The organism is Calothrix anomala FACHB-343, assembly GCF_014696435.1.
Lineage (GTDB): Bacteria > Cyanobacteriota > Cyanobacteriia > Cyanobacteriales > Nostocaceae > Aulosira > Aulosira anomala_A.
The window spans coordinates 215,649-231,530 of the sequence record NZ_JACJQG010000001.1 but is presented as its reverse complement, the minus strand read 5'-3'; the positions used below and the strand labels follow the sequence as shown (position 1 = coordinate 231,530).

At 41.2% G+C, this 15,882-nt stretch carries 17 protein-coding genes; 11 read left to right on the top strand and 6 right to left on the bottom strand.

The window, feature by feature from the left end; all coding sequences use genetic code 11:
• Positions 1-227 precede the first annotated feature (227 nt).
• The 3 genes from mutT to nblB all read left to right on the top strand — a co-directional run bounded on the left by mutT (position 228) and on the right by nblB (position 2,199).
• The gene (gene mutT / locus H6G08_RS00875; protein ID WP_190538406.1) at positions 228-653 is read left to right on the top strand and encodes an 8-oxo-dGTP diphosphatase MutT; all 426 of its coding nucleotides are present in this window, start codon (positions 228-230) and stop codon (positions 651-653) included.
• A gap of 263 nt (positions 654-916) precedes the next feature.
• The gene (locus H6G08_RS00870; protein WP_190538405.1) at positions 917-1,381 is read left to right on the top strand and encodes a CBS domain-containing protein; all 465 of its coding nucleotides are present in this window, start codon (positions 917-919) and stop codon (positions 1,379-1,381) included.
• A gap of 155 nt (positions 1,382-1,536) precedes the next feature.
• Positions 1,537-2,199, top strand: a complete 663-nt coding sequence (gene nblB / locus H6G08_RS00865; protein ID WP_190538404.1) for a phycobilisome degradation protein NblB — start codon at positions 1,537-1,539, stop codon at positions 2,197-2,199.
• Between the two features lie 168 nt (positions 2,200-2,367).
• Here nblB and H6G08_RS00860 read toward each other — a convergent pair whose 3' ends face one another.
• From H6G08_RS00860 to rpaB, 4 genes are all read right to left on the bottom strand, one after another.
• On the bottom strand, positions 2,368-3,087 hold the full coding sequence (locus H6G08_RS00860) for a PEP-CTERM sorting domain-containing protein (RefSeq protein WP_190538403.1): 720 nt from the start codon (positions 3,085-3,087) through the stop codon (positions 2,368-2,370).
• Between the two features lie 1,049 nt (positions 3,088-4,136).
• A complete protein-coding gene (locus tag H6G08_RS00855) occupies positions 4,137-4,655 on the bottom strand; it encodes a DUF456 domain-containing protein (RefSeq protein ID WP_190538402.1) in 519 nt (172 codons plus the stop codon).
• A 32-nt stretch (positions 4,656-4,687) separates the two neighbouring features.
• A complete protein-coding gene (locus H6G08_RS00850) occupies positions 4,688-5,350 on the bottom strand; it encodes a cofactor assembly of complex C subunit B (RefSeq protein WP_190538401.1) in 663 nt (220 codons plus the stop codon).
• Between the two features lie 119 nt (positions 5,351-5,469).
• Positions 5,470-6,198: a response regulator transcription factor RpaB gene (gene rpaB / locus H6G08_RS00845; protein WP_045868271.1), complete on the bottom strand. Its 729-nt coding sequence runs from the start codon at positions 6,196-6,198 to the stop codon at positions 5,470-5,472.
• 170 nt (positions 6,199-6,368) lie between these two features.
• Between rpaB and radA the strand changes: the two genes are divergently transcribed.
• The 4 genes from radA to H6G08_RS00825 all read left to right on the top strand — a co-directional run bounded on the left by radA (position 6,369) and on the right by H6G08_RS00825 (position 9,221).
• Positions 6,369-7,940 carry a DNA repair protein RadA gene (gene radA / locus H6G08_RS00840; RefSeq protein ID WP_190538400.1) on the top strand — a complete coding sequence of 524 codons (1,572 nt, stop codon included), beginning with the start codon at positions 6,369-6,371 and terminating at the stop codon, positions 7,938-7,940.
• A gap of 410 nt (positions 7,941-8,350) precedes the next feature.
• Complete coding sequence (locus H6G08_RS00835) at positions 8,351-8,620, top strand: WD40 repeat domain-containing protein (protein ID WP_199322301.1); 270 nt, start codon at positions 8,351-8,353, stop codon at positions 8,618-8,620.
• A gap of 43 nt (positions 8,621-8,663) precedes the next feature.
• Positions 8,664-8,885, top strand: coding sequence for a hypothetical protein (locus H6G08_RS00830; RefSeq protein ID WP_190538399.1), 222 nt, complete (start codon positions 8,664-8,666; stop codon positions 8,883-8,885).
• Positions 8,886-8,888: 3 nt separating this feature from the next.
• Positions 8,889-9,221, top strand: coding sequence for a type II toxin-antitoxin system PemK/MazF family toxin (locus tag H6G08_RS00825; RefSeq protein WP_190538398.1), 333 nt, complete (start codon positions 8,889-8,891; stop codon positions 9,219-9,221).
• 785 nt (positions 9,222-10,006) lie between these two features.
• On the opposite strand, the gene H6G08_RS00820 is transcribed toward H6G08_RS00825, so the two are convergent.
• Positions 10,007-10,474: a hypothetical protein gene (locus H6G08_RS00820; RefSeq protein ID WP_190538397.1), complete on the bottom strand. Its 468-nt coding sequence runs from the start codon at positions 10,472-10,474 to the stop codon at positions 10,007-10,009.
• A gap of 713 nt (positions 10,475-11,187) precedes the next feature.
• Here H6G08_RS00820 and H6G08_RS00815 point away from each other — a divergent pair.
• The 3 genes from H6G08_RS00815 to H6G08_RS00805 all read left to right on the top strand — a co-directional run bounded on the left by H6G08_RS00815 (position 11,188) and on the right by H6G08_RS00805 (position 13,259).
• Complete coding sequence (locus H6G08_RS00815; RefSeq protein WP_190538396.1) at positions 11,188-11,388, top strand: type II toxin-antitoxin system MqsA family antitoxin; 201 nt, start codon at positions 11,188-11,190, stop codon at positions 11,386-11,388.
• A 71-nt stretch (positions 11,389-11,459) separates the two neighbouring features.
• On the top strand, positions 11,460-12,269 hold the full coding sequence (locus tag H6G08_RS00810) for a Uma2 family endonuclease (protein ID WP_190538395.1): 810 nt from the start codon (positions 11,460-11,462) through the stop codon (positions 12,267-12,269).
• A gap of 96 nt (positions 12,270-12,365) precedes the next feature.
• A complete protein-coding gene (locus tag H6G08_RS00805; protein ID WP_190538394.1) occupies positions 12,366-13,259 on the top strand; it encodes an SDH family Clp fold serine proteinase in 894 nt (297 codons plus the stop codon).
• Positions 13,260-13,281: 22 nt separating this feature from the next.
• On the opposite strand, the gene H6G08_RS38785 is transcribed toward H6G08_RS00805, so the two are convergent.
• Positions 13,282-14,013 carry a peptidoglycan-binding domain-containing protein gene (locus H6G08_RS38785; protein ID WP_190538393.1) on the bottom strand — a complete coding sequence of 244 codons (732 nt, stop codon included), beginning with the start codon at positions 14,011-14,013 and terminating at the stop codon, positions 13,282-13,284.
• Between the two features lie 262 nt (positions 14,014-14,275).
• On the opposite strand from H6G08_RS38785, the gene H6G08_RS00795 reads away from it, so the two are divergent.
• Positions 14,276-15,718: a hypothetical protein gene (locus H6G08_RS00795; protein ID WP_190538392.1), complete on the top strand. Its 1,443-nt coding sequence runs from the start codon at positions 14,276-14,278 to the stop codon at positions 15,716-15,718.
• Positions 15,719-15,882 lie beyond the last annotated feature (164 nt).

Genomic DNA, 15,882 nt, shown 5'->3' with positions numbered 1-15,882 from the left:
TCTACTCGGCAGATATAGATACTTTGCCGGGTTACAGCGAATTGCAAGTTGGTGAGGTAAAGATAATCGTTGATTGTAGGGGCATTGGCACTGCCATGCCCCAAAGTGCGTACCTCATTTACCTGAAATATGCTGTAGGTTTTTGAAATGCATGTATTAAGGACTTCAGTCCTGACTAAAAATACATAAACACGCAGCCCTACTAATTTTTAATTTCCCCATTAACTATGAGTGAAACCATTTTTCTCCTACCCCACAAAATTATCGGTGTAGCTGTAATTTGGAATGACCAAGAGCAAATTTTAATCGATCGTCGGCGTGCTGGGGGAGCAATGGGAGGTTTATGGGAATTCCCAGGCGGAAAAATCGAGCCTGGTGAAACTATAGAAGAATGTATTCAACGGGAAATTTATGAAGAACTGGGAATAGAAATTGCTGTAGGCGAACATCTCATTACCATTGACCACACTTATACAGAGTTGCGCGTTACTCTGACAGTACATCACTGTCGCCATCTATCAGGTGTTCCCCAAGCCATAGAATGTGACGAAATTCGCTGGGTAAGTCTAGCAGAATTAGAAAATTTTGCTTTCCCCAAAGCCAATGTGGAAATTATCGCCGCGCTGAAGCAGGGTGTAGGGGCTAGAGGATGAGGCTGGGGGGCAGGGAGCAGGGAGCGGGGGGACAAGGAGGACAAAGAATTTTAGATTCTAGATTTGTGATAGCGCAGCGTTAGCGAGTATACGAGCGTCTTTTGGATTCCAATCTAAAATTTAAAATCCAAAATCCAAAATTGTTTCAATGCCCCATGCCCAATACCCAATGCCCAAGTAACGATGTATTAACTGTATCTGGTTACGACGCGCAATTTTTTAAAATAAACCCAGAGACTTTGATATAAGGTGTTAGTAAACAAATGCCGAAAACAGTTGCCGACGTAATGAGCCACGATCCAGTTGTTGTTCGCTCAGAAACTCCACTGAAGGAAGCCATTCAAATTCTGGCAGAAAGACGCATTAGCGGTCTACCTGTTGTAGATGATGTTGGTAAATTGGTAGGCATTATCTCAGAAACAGATCTGATGTGGCAAGAAACAGGTGTGACTCCTCCGGCTTACATCATGTTTCTCGATAGTGTGATCTATTTACAAAATCCCGGTGATTATGAACGTGACTTGCACAAAGCACTAGGACAAACTGTCGGGGATGTGATGAGCAAAAATCCAATTACCATTACCCCTGATAAAACTTTAAAAGAAGCAGCCAAAATCATGCACGATCGCAGCGTTCACCGTCTACCGGTACTTGACAGCGCGGGTCAAGTAATTGGTATCCTCACCCGTGGTGACATTATTCGCGCAATGGCTGCAAGTCAAGATTAGTCAACAGTCAATAGTCAACAGTCAATAGTCAATAGTCAACAGTCAACAGTCAACAGTCAACAGTCAACAGTCAACAGTCAACAATTTCTTGACAAATGACCAATGACTAATGACAAATGACTATTTTAAACATTTAGAAAAGTTAGGATAATTAAATGAGTATTACTCCTGAGTCGGTGAAGCAATTGCTCGGTTCTGAGGATTTGGGCGATCGCTTACGAGCTGTGAATCAAATCCGCGAATTAGAACCAGCGATCGCTTTTGAGTTAATTCAAACTGCGGTTGGTGATAGCAATGCTCGTGTCCGTTACTCAGCAGTTAGTCAGCTTGATGTACTCGGCACGCAAGATTTACAGTTATCATTGAATATTCTCCGGGAACTACTCAACGATCCCGAACCTGATGTACAAGCAGCCGCAGCCGATTGTTTAGGTGCGCTTAAGCTAGAAGAAGCTTTTGATGATTTGCAGCAACTTTACAACACTACCCCTGAATGGTTGGTGAAATTCAGTATCATTGCTACCTTGGGTGAGTTAGGCGATCCGCGCGGTTTTGACTTGCTCAAGCTGGCACTGGATACGGAGAATGATTTAATTAAAACTGCGGCGATTAGTTCTTTTGGCGAGTTGGGAAATCTCGATGCTGTACCACTGTTAACACCCTACGCACAAAATCCTGATTGGCAAGTACGTTATAGAGTTTTGCTAGCTTTGAGCCGCTTGGGTGGCGCAGATGCTAAAGCTGTTTTAGAGACTTTGGCAAATGATGAAGTAGAAGCGATCGCTAATGAAGCGAAAAATTCTTTGCAGTCAGTTTAATGTTGAATAAACTTGTCTAAAAGCTGACATCAACATCTTTAAGGGTACAAAAATTTGTGCCCTTATTCTATAGGTAAGTTCAAATTAAAAAGTACGTCAGTAAAAAAAATTGTAGCAATTTCTTCAGGAATTACTACGAGTACAAGGCTATTTTTTCTGTAATGAATTCTATCTGGTTGATAAATCTCCAGAAATAGCTTGAGCCTTACGAAGTCTAGACGCAGCAATGAATGTACCAAATAAACCTAAGCCTAGCATGGTGCTGGGTTCAGGAACGCTAACTGGTTCAGCAGTCAAAGTTAATTGGTAAGTGCTTCTAGTTCCAGAAAGAGAAGCTGTGACAAATCCTGTCGCCACAGTTTTTCCATCAAAGTTAAATTTTCCTGTAATCCCATCTAAGGTTACGTCGCTAATATTAGTAGACGATGTGCGAGTTCTTGTGATTACAGCATCATCTAGATCGAACGTCAGCACAGCAGTAGTACTATTCAGGGTTCTTGTACCAAAATTAATGAATGGAAATACATTTCCAGTACTGTATGTAGCTCTTGTGATTTTTGAAATTGATGGTAGATTGGTTATCTTAGTGAGTTTAAGAGTGTTAATGGTAATCCCTTTGATCGGGGTTGTAACTGAATCTAAATTTGGCGAGAAATTTGCAAAATCACCTTCAGTATCAACTCCGTCAACATCGACAAATGTAATGCTAGTGCTGCTTGGGTTGATGCCATCACTAGGAACAATAGATGTACCATTAAGGCCAATACTTCCTTTGAGAATTGCAGCTTGAGCAGAACCAGCAGAGGTAAACACCCCAGCTGTAACTATAGGAATTGCAGCTGTCGCAGCCAACGTTGCGGTGATTACTCGAGATTTAATAGCAAACATTGTTATTGAAAGCTCCTATCAAAGAATTTACTAGACTGCAAAACCAGAGTATTATTACCCTCTCTATCATTAGTGGCTTATAGGTTGGTGCTTTTACACAGTTACATAAGCAAATCAGGATATACAAGGATTACCTATGCAAATTGTGTAAAATCTTTATGATTATAAAGTGTTGTCTCTGAATTGGCAAAAGTTAAGAGTATTTTAAATTACCGATGAATCATGAATTTGTCGAGTAGGCAAAAACTGGGCAATGGATCTGCAGATGAATGATTGAATTTTCACGCCATTATCCCTAAAATATCAGATTCCTAACTTCTATCAGAAGTCAGAAATCTAGCAAACCAGCAAAACTAATACCATAAACATAAAAAAAATCGTAGTAATCATTACAATAATTACTACGATTTAACAGCTATAACACTTATTGCTAACCGAGTCTATTTAAATTATTTTGACACATTACTAAGCTTGATAATAAATTTACCTCCTTAATTTTTGACAATTTATATTTCAGTTAATTTCTCAGAACTAACTTGAGTTTTGTCACGGAAAGATACACCCATTAAAAATAAGATACACCCATGAAATACCAGCAGATAAAAGGTTTTATTAGAAAATAAAATCAGAGGTATAAGAATTAGCCTCTTTCAACCCAGGTGCTGATGAATTTGTTATGTCTATAGAATTACATAGACCTTTACTGTGACGCAAGGTATAACTATTTAACTTGATAGAATCTTCATGACTTTCATAGTGTTATCCCTGATAAGTAAGAGTTAAATTTCCTTAGAAGACAACATTTTGCGACTCATGATAGTTACTCATAACACAAGATTTGATTTTAAAGATTTATACACAATTTTGCTAATGAAATAGACTAATTTCCTAAAATTGAAATTGTGATTTTTAAATAAAGTATATTTAATGTTTATATCAAATCAAAATTAAGAAATGATAAGTAAAAATTAAAGTCTAAGTCTATTTAGGGGCTAGGGAATAAGGAAGAGAAATTTGCATATTTGGTTGTGGGACTTTTTCGTGAAGGGCTAACTAGGAAATACTTGCGGCCAAGTTGTCACTAGGAAGACAATAACTGCAGCGATCGCTAAAATACCTTGGAGTAAATTTCCGACTACTGTACCGACAACAATACCGATACCGGCTTTGATAGCAGTTCCTAATTGGCGTTGGTAAAGGTATTCACCGATAATTGCACCTAATAATGGCCCTATTAAAATACCTAATAGAGGCCCGCCAAATGGTAAAGCTGGTAATAAGCCAAAAAATCCTAACAGTAAACCGACAAATGCGCCTATTTGTCCCCATTTACTAGCACCGGCTTGTTTTGCACCTATATACCCAGCTAAAAAATCTACGCCAATACTCAGCAGCAAGACAATAATAGTCACAATTAGCGGTATTTTAATTGCAGCAAAAGAACTGCTGACAAATCCCCAAATAATAATTGCAATTAAGATTAAACTGGTTCCAGGAATCGCAGGAACTACAGCGCCGATGATACCGACAATCATGACTGCAACCAGTAACCAATAAATAATTTGCATAAATTTTTAATTTTCCAATTTAATTGTTTAATTTAACTGTCTGATGCGACTTGCAAAGAAGAACTAAGAGTGACAGCTAATTTATCAGCAATTCCTGCTACCCAATTTTCATCTTGTTTGGTGTAACTGCGAGGTGCATTTGCTCCTAAAATTAATACGCCTTCATTACCAATTGGTTGACAAATTACCCCTTGAGTGTTTTCAGGCAAATAATCAAATTCAATTCGCCCTGGATAGACTTTTAATGCAACTAAATAAACTGGCTTTTTGGTTTCTAATACCCTTTTTAAAATTGGCCCTGGTACTACTTCCGATTTAGGAGCCAGAATACCGCGACGTAACAAAACCTTACCTTGATAAAAAACTACCAGCGATCGCGTGACGGTGTTAGTTAATAATAAATGTGATGCCCAAGCTAGTTCTGTTTTCACGGCTTCTGGTAAATCGTCAGCTAATACAAAACCTTCCTCCCCAATCAGTTGTACAGTTTCAGGCGATCGCGGTTGTACTTGCTGCCAAATTAAACCCGTTAAAATTAACACAGCACTCAAAATCACACCCAGCACATCCCCCCGCGCTTGGGATTCTGTCAGTTCTGGTGTCAATAAACGATTAATTAGCAATAGTACCGCGCCTAAACAACCAACTACTATTGGTAGACGGCGTAAAACTAGATTGGGATCGGTTTTTGTCATTAGTCAGAGACGCGATGAATCGCGTCTGTACAATTGTTATTTGTCAGAGACGCGATGAACCCTTGTCTGTACAATTATCATTTGTCTCCCTTGTCTCCCTTGTCTCCCTTGTCCCTTCTTCATTCCTCCCCTGGTTCAATTATCCGTTGAAATAAATAGCCAGTTCCCCTGGCGGTGAGGATTAATTCTGGGTTGCTGGGATCGTCTTCTAATTTTGCTCGCAGACGGGAGATATGTACGTCTACTACGCGGGTGTCTACATGACGTTCTGGCGTATAACCCCACACTTCTTGCAAAATTTCCGAACGGGAAAAGGCTTCGCCGGAGCGGCTGACTAATAATTCTAGTAAGCTAAACTCCATACCAGTTAAGCGAATGCGCTCGTCGCCTTTGTAAACTTGTCGCTTATTTGTATCAATTTTGATATTAGCAACATGGATCACCCCAGAACTAGGAATTCCCGAAGCACTGGTTTTGTCTACCCGTCTGAGTACAGAGCGAATCCGCGCTTCTAACTCTTTGGGGGAGAACGGCTTAACTACATAGTCATCTGCGCCTAACTCTAATCCGGTGATGCGATCGGCTACGTCCCCTAAGGCTGTTAGCATAATAATAGGGACATCTGACTCCTTGCGTAGTTCTTGGCATACGCCGTAGCCATCGAGTTTTGGCATCATAACATCCAAAACTACTAAATCGGGGTCAGCTTTGCGAAAAGTTTCTAAAGCTTCTTCTCCATCACCCGCAGTCACTACATCGTAGCCAATCATCGAAAGGCGCGTTTCCAAAATCCGGCGAATGCTGGCTTCGTCGTCTACCACCAGGATTTTTTCTTTATGACTTTCCAAGTTTCTCAACGCTCCTTAACTAAAATTTTTGATGATTAATTTTTAATACCATAATATTAAGATATCATTCCATCAATTACATGAAAAAAAGCTGTAACTACTACTATTATTGAACTTTTCTTTTCTCCAAGAATTAAGGAAAAATTAAGATTATTTAACTAGATTTAAGAATGGCAAAGTCCAAGACCTTTTACATTTGTAACGACTGTGGAGCAGAATCTTCTCAATGGTTTGGTAGGTGTCCTGCTTGCGGCACTTACAATTCCTTAGAAGAGCAAATTTCTATCCAATCATCAGTTGATATACCCAGCCGGGGGGGTGTGAGTGGTTGGCAATCAGCACAAAATAATGGCAAATCTCATGCTAAACCAGCCAAACCACGCTCTTCTTTAACATTCGATCAAATTAGCGATCGCCAAATTGCGCGTTGGGAATCTGGCTATGGCGAATTAGATCGGGTTTTGGGCGGTGGGGTGGTTCCTGGTTCGATGGTGCTAATTGGTGGCGATCCGGGAATTGGCAAATCTACTTTACTGTTGCAAGTCTCAAATCAATTAGCGCAGAGATACCGCATCCTTTATGTCACAGGCGAAGAATCTGGTCAACAGGTAAAATTAAGAGCGTCCCGCTTGGGAGTATCAAAAAGCGTCAATGTTGTAGGCGATGAAAATACAGTTGTAGAGGAAGTAACACCTGTTCCCATAGATCCTAAAAGTGAAGTCATACCTGTTTCTATAGACCCTAAAAGTATAAACCCTGACAGTATAGGTGCAGATTTATATATATTGCCAGAAACCGATTTAGAAGAAATTCTCCGGGAAATAGACTCCCTAAAACCAAATGTGGCAGTAATTGATAGTATTCAAACAGTGTTCTTTCCAGCACTGACATCTGCACCGGGTTCCGTAGCCCAGGTACGGGAATGTACGGCGGCACTGATGAAAGTCGCCAAGCATGAAGATGTGACAATGTTAATTGTGGGACACGTAACTAAAGAAGGCGCGATCGCGGGGCCGAAAGTTTTAGAACACTTAGTAGATACGGTGTTGTACTTTGAAGGCGATCGCTTTGCCTCCCATCGGTTATTACGGACAGTAAAAAACCGCTTCGGTGCAACTCACGAAATCGGTATTTTTGAGATGGTATCTCATGGATTGCGTGAAGTTCCTAACCCCTCCGAGCTATTTTTAGGTAATCGTGACGATCCCGCGCCTGGTACGGCGATTGTTGTCGCTTGCGAAGGTACTCGCCCCATCGTTGTGGAATTGCAAGCTTTGGTAAGCCCTACTAGCTACCCCTCACCCCGACGCGCCGCTACAGGGATAGACTATAACCGCCTCGTGCAAATTTTAGCAGTGTTAGAAAAACGGGTAGGAATTCCCATGTCGAAGCTAGATTCCTACGTCGCCTCGGCTGGTGGCTTGAACGTCGAAGAACCAGCCGTAGATTTAGGAATTGCGATCGCTATTGTTGCCAGTTTCCGCGATCGCATCGTCGATCCAGGTACAGTTTTAATTGGTGAAGTCGGGTTAGGGGGACAAGTGCGATCGGTTTCCCAGATGGAACTGCGGTTAAAAGAAGCGGCGAAGTTGGGATTTAAAAGAGCGATCGTTCCCAAAGGAACAAAATTTCCCGATCTTAATATCGAGATTTTACCAGTTTCCAAAGTAATCGATGCAATTATCGCCGCTATCCCCCATCAAGAACTCACGGAAGAAGATTTAGAACCCGATGAAGAATAACCCCACCCCAACCCCTCCCCGCAAGCGAGGAGGGGCTAAATTGCTCACAGATAACCCCCATCTACCTTAGATCCCCGATTTTTTCAAAAAGTCGGGCATCTGGGGGGATCTGGACAGCACAATAAAACCTAACAATCCCGAAATCCCGCCGTCACCATAGAATGGTGCGGCTAATCAAACAGAGCTTACCTTTGTGGACTGTTTTTAGCCCACAAAGGTGGGCTTTATAAGGATAGCCCCAGGCTTCCAGCCTGAGGGCGGTATGTCGGGGATGCAACAGATTAATCCACATTTGCCATTGTGTTGTCACGCAGTGCAACGCACCGCCAAGTATCAAAGCCTATGCCAAAATAAAATATCAGTGAAATTACAGTCTTGACCAATGGCGTGGAATCCAGGACAGCAGTTATTTGGTAGTCGCTACATCATCGAGAGAAAATTGGGCGAAGGTGGAGTCGGTTAATTCCATAGCCATCAGTAGTGATGGGCAAATTCTCGCTACTGGTAGTGGGGACAAGACGATCAAACTGTGGGAAATATCAACAGGTAAAGAAATTCACAGCCTGACTCATTTTGACCCAGTTTTTTCTGTCGCCTTTACCCCCAATGGAGATGGGCTAGCTGCGGGAGACTCTAGCGGAAATATCAAGATATGGCGATCGCAGCTAGTTGGGCAATAACAGCGTCAAAATATTATTAGAACTAGCGAACAATAAACACAATATGAAAGCATACGAATTCCCAGCTAATGTCACTGATGAAGGCAAAATAGAATTACCTAATGCTGTTTTACAAAAGTTAGCAAATAATCAGCAGGTAAAAGTAATTATTCTCGTCAATGAACCCACAGAAGAAGAACAAGAAGAAGCAGCTTGGCATCGTCTTGCAGCCGAACAATTACTAAAAGGCTACAGCGAAGATGATGCTATCTACGACACGATTTAATCAATGCAAAATTATCAATCTGGTTCTGTTATATTGCTCAAACTGCCATTTTCTGATGCAGTAACATTCAAACTTCGCCCAGTATTAGTACTTTTAGATACCGGAGATGATGATGTTATTGTGGCGCGGATTACCAGTCAAATCACTCACACTGCTTTTGATGTTGAAATTATCGAATGGCAACAAGCAGGTTTAATGCGTCCTTCGGTAGTGAGATTGCATAAGATAAACACAGTAGAAAAGCGTCTATTAGAACGTCAATTAGGAACTTTACAACCAAATGATTGGGAAAAAGTGTGTCAGCACATCTCTCAAATATGGTCTTCTATTCAATAGAAGCCTTTCTGACTCTCATTATGATATAGCGGTGCGGTTGATTGATGATGCTACTAAAGAAATTGTCCGCAAACGCACTAATTATCAGTCTCAGATCCCCGACTTCTTCAAGAAGTCAGGGATCTTTTTGTTTGTGATACCTCGCTAATTATCAGCCTTGGTGCCACGATCGCTCAATTAGCTTTGATATCCTTGGGTTGTTGCTGAGATAAACTGTATTGCTCTACAAAAATATCAGGCGTTAGCTTAACTTACCCTAGCTATGGTTCTTTAGGGAACATCAACAAATAAATTATCCCGCTTGTAGGGGCACGGCACCGATATTTTATCGTTATCACCGAAAGTCTGTGGATGCCGTGCCCCTACCGATATGGTTGTTTTTTCATGATAATTCCTTTAAAGAGCAACTGTTTAGTTCTAAACACAAAAATTTTCACTAGAAACGAAAACGTTCTCACTTCAACCCAAAACGTTCTTTTTTCAAACCAAAACATTCTCACCTAAAACGAAAACGTTCTCGTTTCAACCCAAAACATTCTCGTTCCAAACCAGAACATTCTCACTTAAAACCGCAAAATTTAACCCTCTGACTCGGAGTTTTTCACTTAAAACTAAAACACCCAAGTTCAGAAGCTCAAAGTTTATGTTTTTATCTAAAAACGTCAATTTATAGCCTTTCCTAACCACATGAGTTACATCATAGCCCCCTCCTCGCTGGCGGGGAGGGGGTTGGGGGTGGGGTTCTTATTCCTCACCAATGACGATAAATGCTCTACTTCATCAAATTACGAGGTTTGCGGTTGCACTTTTTTCGCTTTCCGGGCAAATCTTCGCCCCAAATCATCAACCATCGAATCTAAACCAGCGCCTTTACCACTAGCCTTGGCATAGTTATATACCAGCAAACCCGCCGCATAAGCTTCACTGCCAACAGCCACAGAAGTATCATCCACCAGTTCTTGCAATTGTGTCAACGACAGCAAAATTGGATACAAAGCCTCAAATAATTCAATATCTCGCCGCATTTCATCCACATCAAAAGAACGCGGTAAAAAATCAGGATTTTGTGCAGCTATTTCCAACGCCTTACTCACAAACGCCCGACTCTTATCCCCCAGCTTGGGTAAAGCTTTACGTTCCTCAGTAGACAAATCAATCAAAAACGGTAACTTTTGCCGAATCGTACCTATAGCTTCCATTACCGCTTCCCTATCTGCTGCGGTAAGTTTTGCGCTGACTTGAGTATCTGCCATCTTTCATACACCTTGATTAGGACTAAATTTCAGTATTCCCCAAGATATTTAGGCAAATATAGTTGTTTATCACTAATTGCGACAAAAATTTTTATACTAGTGCCTAAGTGATATCTCAGAATCACCAGCCTGAGACAAGTTTCGCAATGCAAGTCAGTGGCGTTTGACACAATGAATCCCAAAACATAGAGATACAGATTATTTCAGTACGCAGGTAGGGACACCTGTGTCAACTTAACGCGAAACCCTGTTATCGCAAGGAACTGAAGTTCCTTGCTAATAGCCAAAGTCATCTCAAGATGACTAAATATCCTTAAAGTCTTGAGTCTACTTCAGTAGACTTGGGCTATGAGCCTGAGAATTCATTCTCAGGCGGGTGACAAAGCTAATACCATTTCACAAAAAATATGATGTGGATGTAGGTTGGGTTGAGGAACGAAACCCAACACCCCAAAGTCCTGTAATTGTTGGGTTTCACTCCGTTCAAACGCCAGTCGCTACAACGGGGGGAACCCCCGCAATGCACTGGCTCCCCAACCTACGCATCTGTCTCATTTTTTTCTGCAATTGGTATAAGAACTAAAACAGAGGCTATTTTTAGCTTAAGTTGACACCAATGGGCAGTGCCATGCACCTACAATCAACGATTATCTGTACTTCACCAACTTGCAATCTGCTGTAATAGCCCTAGCGAGAATAAAGGTATTAAATCTATGCAATGCGTTATTTGTAAATACGGTAATACTCAACCTGGATTTGTCACAGTAACTTTAGAACGAGATCATACCATCATTATTCTCAAAGGTGTGCCAGCAGAAGTTTGTAATAATTGTGGTGAATATTATTTAGATACTGCTGTTACTGAACAAGTTTTACAACGTGCTGAAGTCGAAATTTTGCGATATGCTGCCTAATATTATATTGCGAAGCTTAACTTATACTAATACTCACAAAGCTTAATCTGTAGCTTATTTCTTGACAACTTATGACCACATTCCCCAAATATATCCCCCAATCCGATCCGCCTCTTCCGCCTTGGGAAACCCTACCCACAATGTATGATTTACCCAGCGATAACCCAGAGGAGCCAGGTTTGCCAGACTATTTTCACTTTTTACAACCCTTACTTTTATATTTAACTTTTCAACCAATAAACTGGAATCCCGAACTAGTTTTCAGCGCTGCTGACCTCAATCTTTATTACGATCTTCAACATCCTTTATGGTACAAACGCCCAGATTGGTTTGGTGTTGTCGGCGTGCAAAAACAATATCAAGGTGAGGATTTGCGTTTAAGTTATGTGACTTGGCAAGAACCAGCCAATCCGTTTGTAATTGTGGAATTATTATCTCCTGGAACAGAAGATGAAGATTTAGGTAATAAACAAAATGCCACAGATAAACCTCCTACTAAATGGGAAGTTTACGAACGAATTTTACGAGTTCCCTACTATATTGTTTTTAGTCGTTACACAGATGAACTGAGAGCATTTCAATTAGTAGGCGGTCATTATGAACCGATGAATTTAACTGATGGACGCTTACTCATGCCAGAAATCGAATTAAGTTTAGGCTTATGGCAAGGTTCATTTCGAGATATTGAAAGATTGTGGTTAAGGTGGTTCACTTTAGCCGGAGAATTGATTCCTGAACCCGCAGAAGAAGCGGCTGCAGCTAATGAACGAGCTATGATTGCAGAACAAGAAGCTGAACAAGCAAAAAGAAAAGCAGCACAATTAGCTGAACGTTTGCGGCAATTAGGGGTGAATCCTGATGATTTAGAAGAATTATTGTAATTTTAAATAACTTAATAGACCTGTAGATAGAATTGCGATCGCCTGAAAATTGTCACAATAAATGACGACAACTGTTATTTTGAGACAATCAATCCTATGGCATTTGGTATTGGCGATTTATTCTGGATTTTCCTTCTCTTCTCTTCCCTACAACCCATCTGGCAAAAGCGTCAAATTGAATATCGTCGTTTACGTGCTTTACAAGAATTTGAGCGAGAACGTAACAGCCGAGTAATTTTTCTCATTCACCGTCAAGAGTCTATCAGTTTACTAGGCATACCCCTATCACGCTACATTACCATTGAAGACTCAGAACAAATACTACGGGCAATTCGCCTCACTCCCCCAGAAGTTCCCATTGACTTAATTTTGCATACTCCCGGCGGTTTAGTTTTAGCTACCGAACAAATCGCTAGAGCATTAATTCGCCATCCGTCAAAAGTCACCGTGTTTGTACCTCACTACGCTATGAGTGGTGGCACAATGCTAGCGCTAGCTGCTGATGAAATAGTCATGGATGCCAATGCTGTCTTAGGGCCAGTCGATCCCCAATTAGGTAACTTCCCCGCAGCAAGTATCCTCAAGGTGGTAAAAGATAAACCCATCGGTGAAATTGATGACCAAACTTTAATCATGGCAGACTTGTCAGCTAAAGCCATTCAACAAGTACAGCGCTTTGTGCGGACTTTACTCAAAGACAGTATTCCTAAACAAAAAGTCAGCCCAGAAAATATTGAACCAATTATTGAAGCTTTAACAACAGGGCGTGTCACCCACGACTACCCCATTACCGTAGAGGAAGCAACAGAAATGGGGCTACCCGTTACGGTTGGATTGCCCCATTCTATTTATGAACTCATGGATCTGTATCCTCAACCACAAGGAGGTAGACCCACAGTTCAGTATATTCCCATGCCTTATGATGACCGTCGGCCAATGTTACCATCACCTAAAGGTAGACCTTTAGAAGAACCAACTCAAAAAAGTTGAAATTGGTCAAGTAGAAAAAAGTCTAGCGTGTAGGTGAAGATGTTGGTGATGGGGATGCTGTCGGCGATGGTGATGGCGATGGCGATGGTGATGGCGATGGGGATGGCGATGGTGATGGCGATGGCGATGGTGATGGCGATGGGGATGGCGATGGTGATGGGGATGGTGATGGCGATGGCGATGGTGATGGCGATGGGGATGGGGATGGTGATGGCGTTGTCGTCCTTGGTTTAGTAGTTGGTTTAGCCGTCGGTGTAGGCGATGGCTTAGGTTCCGCACCACCGATAGCTGACTTAGCCTCTGCATTCAGCTTTTGACGGAATACTAAATCAGCAATCCCGGTTTCTTTTAACTGGAATTTTTTCTGAGCTTCCTTTACCGCCGCTTCTGTTTGAGGCCCATAAAATTGATCGCGGGGTAGGGGTTTTGTCGGCTTCACTACTACATTTAAATTTGCTTGCAAAATTTGCATTATCTGCGCCGCCCAATCTTGAGTTTTTGGCCCGGCTATCCCATCCACACCTAACTTGTAACCCTTCTGAAATTCACGGATTGCTTGTTTTGCTTCGTTATCCGTCAGGGGTGAATTGTTTACAGTTATCTTATAGCCCAGACCATGCAACACAGAACGAAATTCTTGTGGGGTATAGTTACGCTGACGCGCAGCAAAAGAAGCACTAGAAGACACCACAGTTGCAGTTACAAGGCAAGCGGTCACAATGCTAATACTTGATTTTCCAAAGCCACACCACATAAATTGAAACTCCTTTGGTTGAAATCAGCCGAATCTAAGAGGCGTACAGATGCATTTTAAGTTTCTTTAACATCTGTTTTGATTATGATTAATGATTTTTGATTAAAAATACTTTGATAGGTTAATTTATTTAATAAATTATGAATATATTTTCATCCTTCGTTAGAAATATTTTTTAACAGTTGCGCTGAACTCTAAAAAGTCCTAAAACTATAGAAGTTAAAAACTTATACACAATTAAAGTATAAATAATTACTTAAAAATGGTAGATTCCAAACCTTTAAAGCGATCGCAACTGTATTTTGAAAGATTGATGGCAATTACCGCCACTGTAAATTTATGCTTAGTTTTGTTTAATTTAAGTTACGTACCTTGGCGTGATTTTTATTTACGAAAATTACCGCAAATTACCCAAATTTACGACCCCATTAAGGGAATTGAACCCCATCGAGAAACCAATAATTATCTTAAAGCCGTAGACGCATTAGAAGAACAGGTAAGCCAGACAGGATTACAGTCACCCCAGGTAAAAGCCAAGCTAGAAGAAATTAGCAGTCTGAGCATCGAGATAATTGAAAGTAATCCCTTTGCTGGGGTGGGTAAAAGTGGTACCTTAGAAAAAATCAAAAACCGAATGCGCGATCGCGTCGGTCAAGAATCGGCCAAACAAGCATTTAGAACTTTTTGGAGTCAGGCTTATTTATCGCAAAAGGGTTGGAATTCTGAAATTACTTTTTTCAAGCAAAATCTTCGTCCCTTAATAGCCACAAACTACTATCGCCGCATTGGCGAAGATGGAGATTTACTGGATAATTTTTGGCTAATTGACATACCCTTTATCGGTTTATTTGCTTTCGAGTTATTAGTCCGCAGCTTTTTGATCAAACGCAGTCATCCAGGTTTTAACTGGTTAGATGCTGTATTGTGGCGTTGGTACGATTTATTATTATTGCTACCATTTTGGCGATGGTTGCGAGCGATCCCCGTAGTAATTCGTCTCGATCAAGCGCGGTTAGTAAATTTACGTCCAGTGTGGCGACAAATTAATCAAGGAATCGTCGCCAATTTTGCCGAAGAAATCACAGAAATTGTCATAATTAGGGTAATTAACCAAATTCAGGGATCGATTCAGCGAGGTGAATTTACAAATTGGCTCAAACAACAAGAGAATTTACGTCCATATATAGATATAAATAATGTTAATGAGATAGAAGCGATCGCCGGAATTTTAGTTCAAACCGTCGTTTACCAAGTATTACCGCAAATTCAACCAGAAATTACCGCCATTTTACGCCACAACATCAACACAGCCTTTCAGCAAGTACCCATGTACCGTAACTTGCAAACACTCCCCGGCGTAGGACAAACCCAAACCCAACTCAGCGAGCAACTAGCCACCCAAATCACCACTAGTTTATATAATGCCCTAGTCAGCGCCGTCGAAGATCCCGTTGGCGCAAAACTCACCAGCAAACTTGTAGAACGCTTCAGCCAAGCCTTAGGTTCAGAAATCCAGAAAAAACAAGTACTTACAGAACTGCAAAGTTTGCTATTCGACTTTTTAGAAGAAGTCAAACTCAACTATGTTCAGCGCCTATCCCAAGAAGACATAGACCAAATCGTCGAGCAAACCAGACAACTACGTACCAGAGTTCCATTCCCCCCAGCAGTAGAAAGTAGCGCCCTAGCTAGGCGAGATCGGTAAGGGAACAGGGAAGGGAGACAAGGGGGACAAGGAGGACAAGGGGGACAAGGAAGACAAATGACCATTGACCATTGACCATTGACTATTGACTATTGACTACCTTCAAAAGAAATGCGCTAAACTCAGATCAGAGTCGAACTTTTTTGAGTTCGGCACAAGACTTC

What these genes read in the sequence shown, in the direction of transcription:
- mutT (WP_190538406.1), top strand. Translation starts at nt 228, where the DNA reads ATGAGTGAAACCATTTTTCTCCTACCCCACAAAATTATCGGTGTAGCT.
- H6G08_RS00860 (WP_190538403.1), bottom strand. Translation starts at nt 3,087, where the DNA reads ATGTTTGCTATTAAATCTCGAGTAATCACCGCAACGTTGGCTGCGACA.
- H6G08_RS00815 (WP_190538396.1), top strand. Translation starts at nt 11,188, where the DNA reads ATGCAATGCGTTATTTGTAAATACGGTAATACTCAACCTGGATTTGTC.
- H6G08_RS00830 (WP_190538399.1), top strand. Translation starts at nt 8,664, where the DNA reads ATGAAAGCATACGAATTCCCAGCTAATGTCACTGATGAAGGCAAAATA.
- H6G08_RS00855 (WP_190538402.1), bottom strand. Translation starts at nt 4,655, where the DNA reads ATGCAAATTATTTATTGGTTACTGGTTGCAGTCATGATTGTCGGTATC.
- radA (WP_190538400.1), top strand. Translation starts at nt 6,369, where the DNA reads ATGGCAAAGTCCAAGACCTTTTACATTTGTAACGACTGTGGAGCAGAA.
- H6G08_RS00850 (WP_190538401.1), bottom strand. Translation starts at nt 5,350, where the DNA reads ATGACAAAAACCGATCCCAATCTAGTTTTACGCCGTCTACCAATAGTA.
- H6G08_RS00825 (WP_190538398.1), top strand. Translation starts at nt 8,889, where the DNA reads ATGCAAAATTATCAATCTGGTTCTGTTATATTGCTCAAACTGCCATTT.
- H6G08_RS00870 (WP_190538405.1), top strand. Translation starts at nt 917, where the DNA reads ATGCCGAAAACAGTTGCCGACGTAATGAGCCACGATCCAGTTGTTGTT.
- H6G08_RS00820 (WP_190538397.1), bottom strand. Translation starts at nt 10,474, where the DNA reads ATGGCAGATACTCAAGTCAGCGCAAAACTTACCGCAGCAGATAGGGAA.
- H6G08_RS00805 (WP_190538394.1), top strand. Translation starts at nt 12,366, where the DNA reads ATGGCATTTGGTATTGGCGATTTATTCTGGATTTTCCTTCTCTTCTCT.
- H6G08_RS00810 (WP_190538395.1), top strand. Translation starts at nt 11,460, where the DNA reads ATGACCACATTCCCCAAATATATCCCCCAATCCGATCCGCCTCTTCCG.
- H6G08_RS00795 (WP_190538392.1), top strand. Translation starts at nt 14,276, where the DNA reads ATGGTAGATTCCAAACCTTTAAAGCGATCGCAACTGTATTTTGAAAGA.
- H6G08_RS38785 (WP_190538393.1), bottom strand. Translation starts at nt 14,013, where the DNA reads ATGTGGTGTGGCTTTGGAAAATCAAGTATTAGCATTGTGACCGCTTGC.
- nblB (WP_190538404.1), top strand. Translation starts at nt 1,537, where the DNA reads ATGAGTATTACTCCTGAGTCGGTGAAGCAATTGCTCGGTTCTGAGGAT.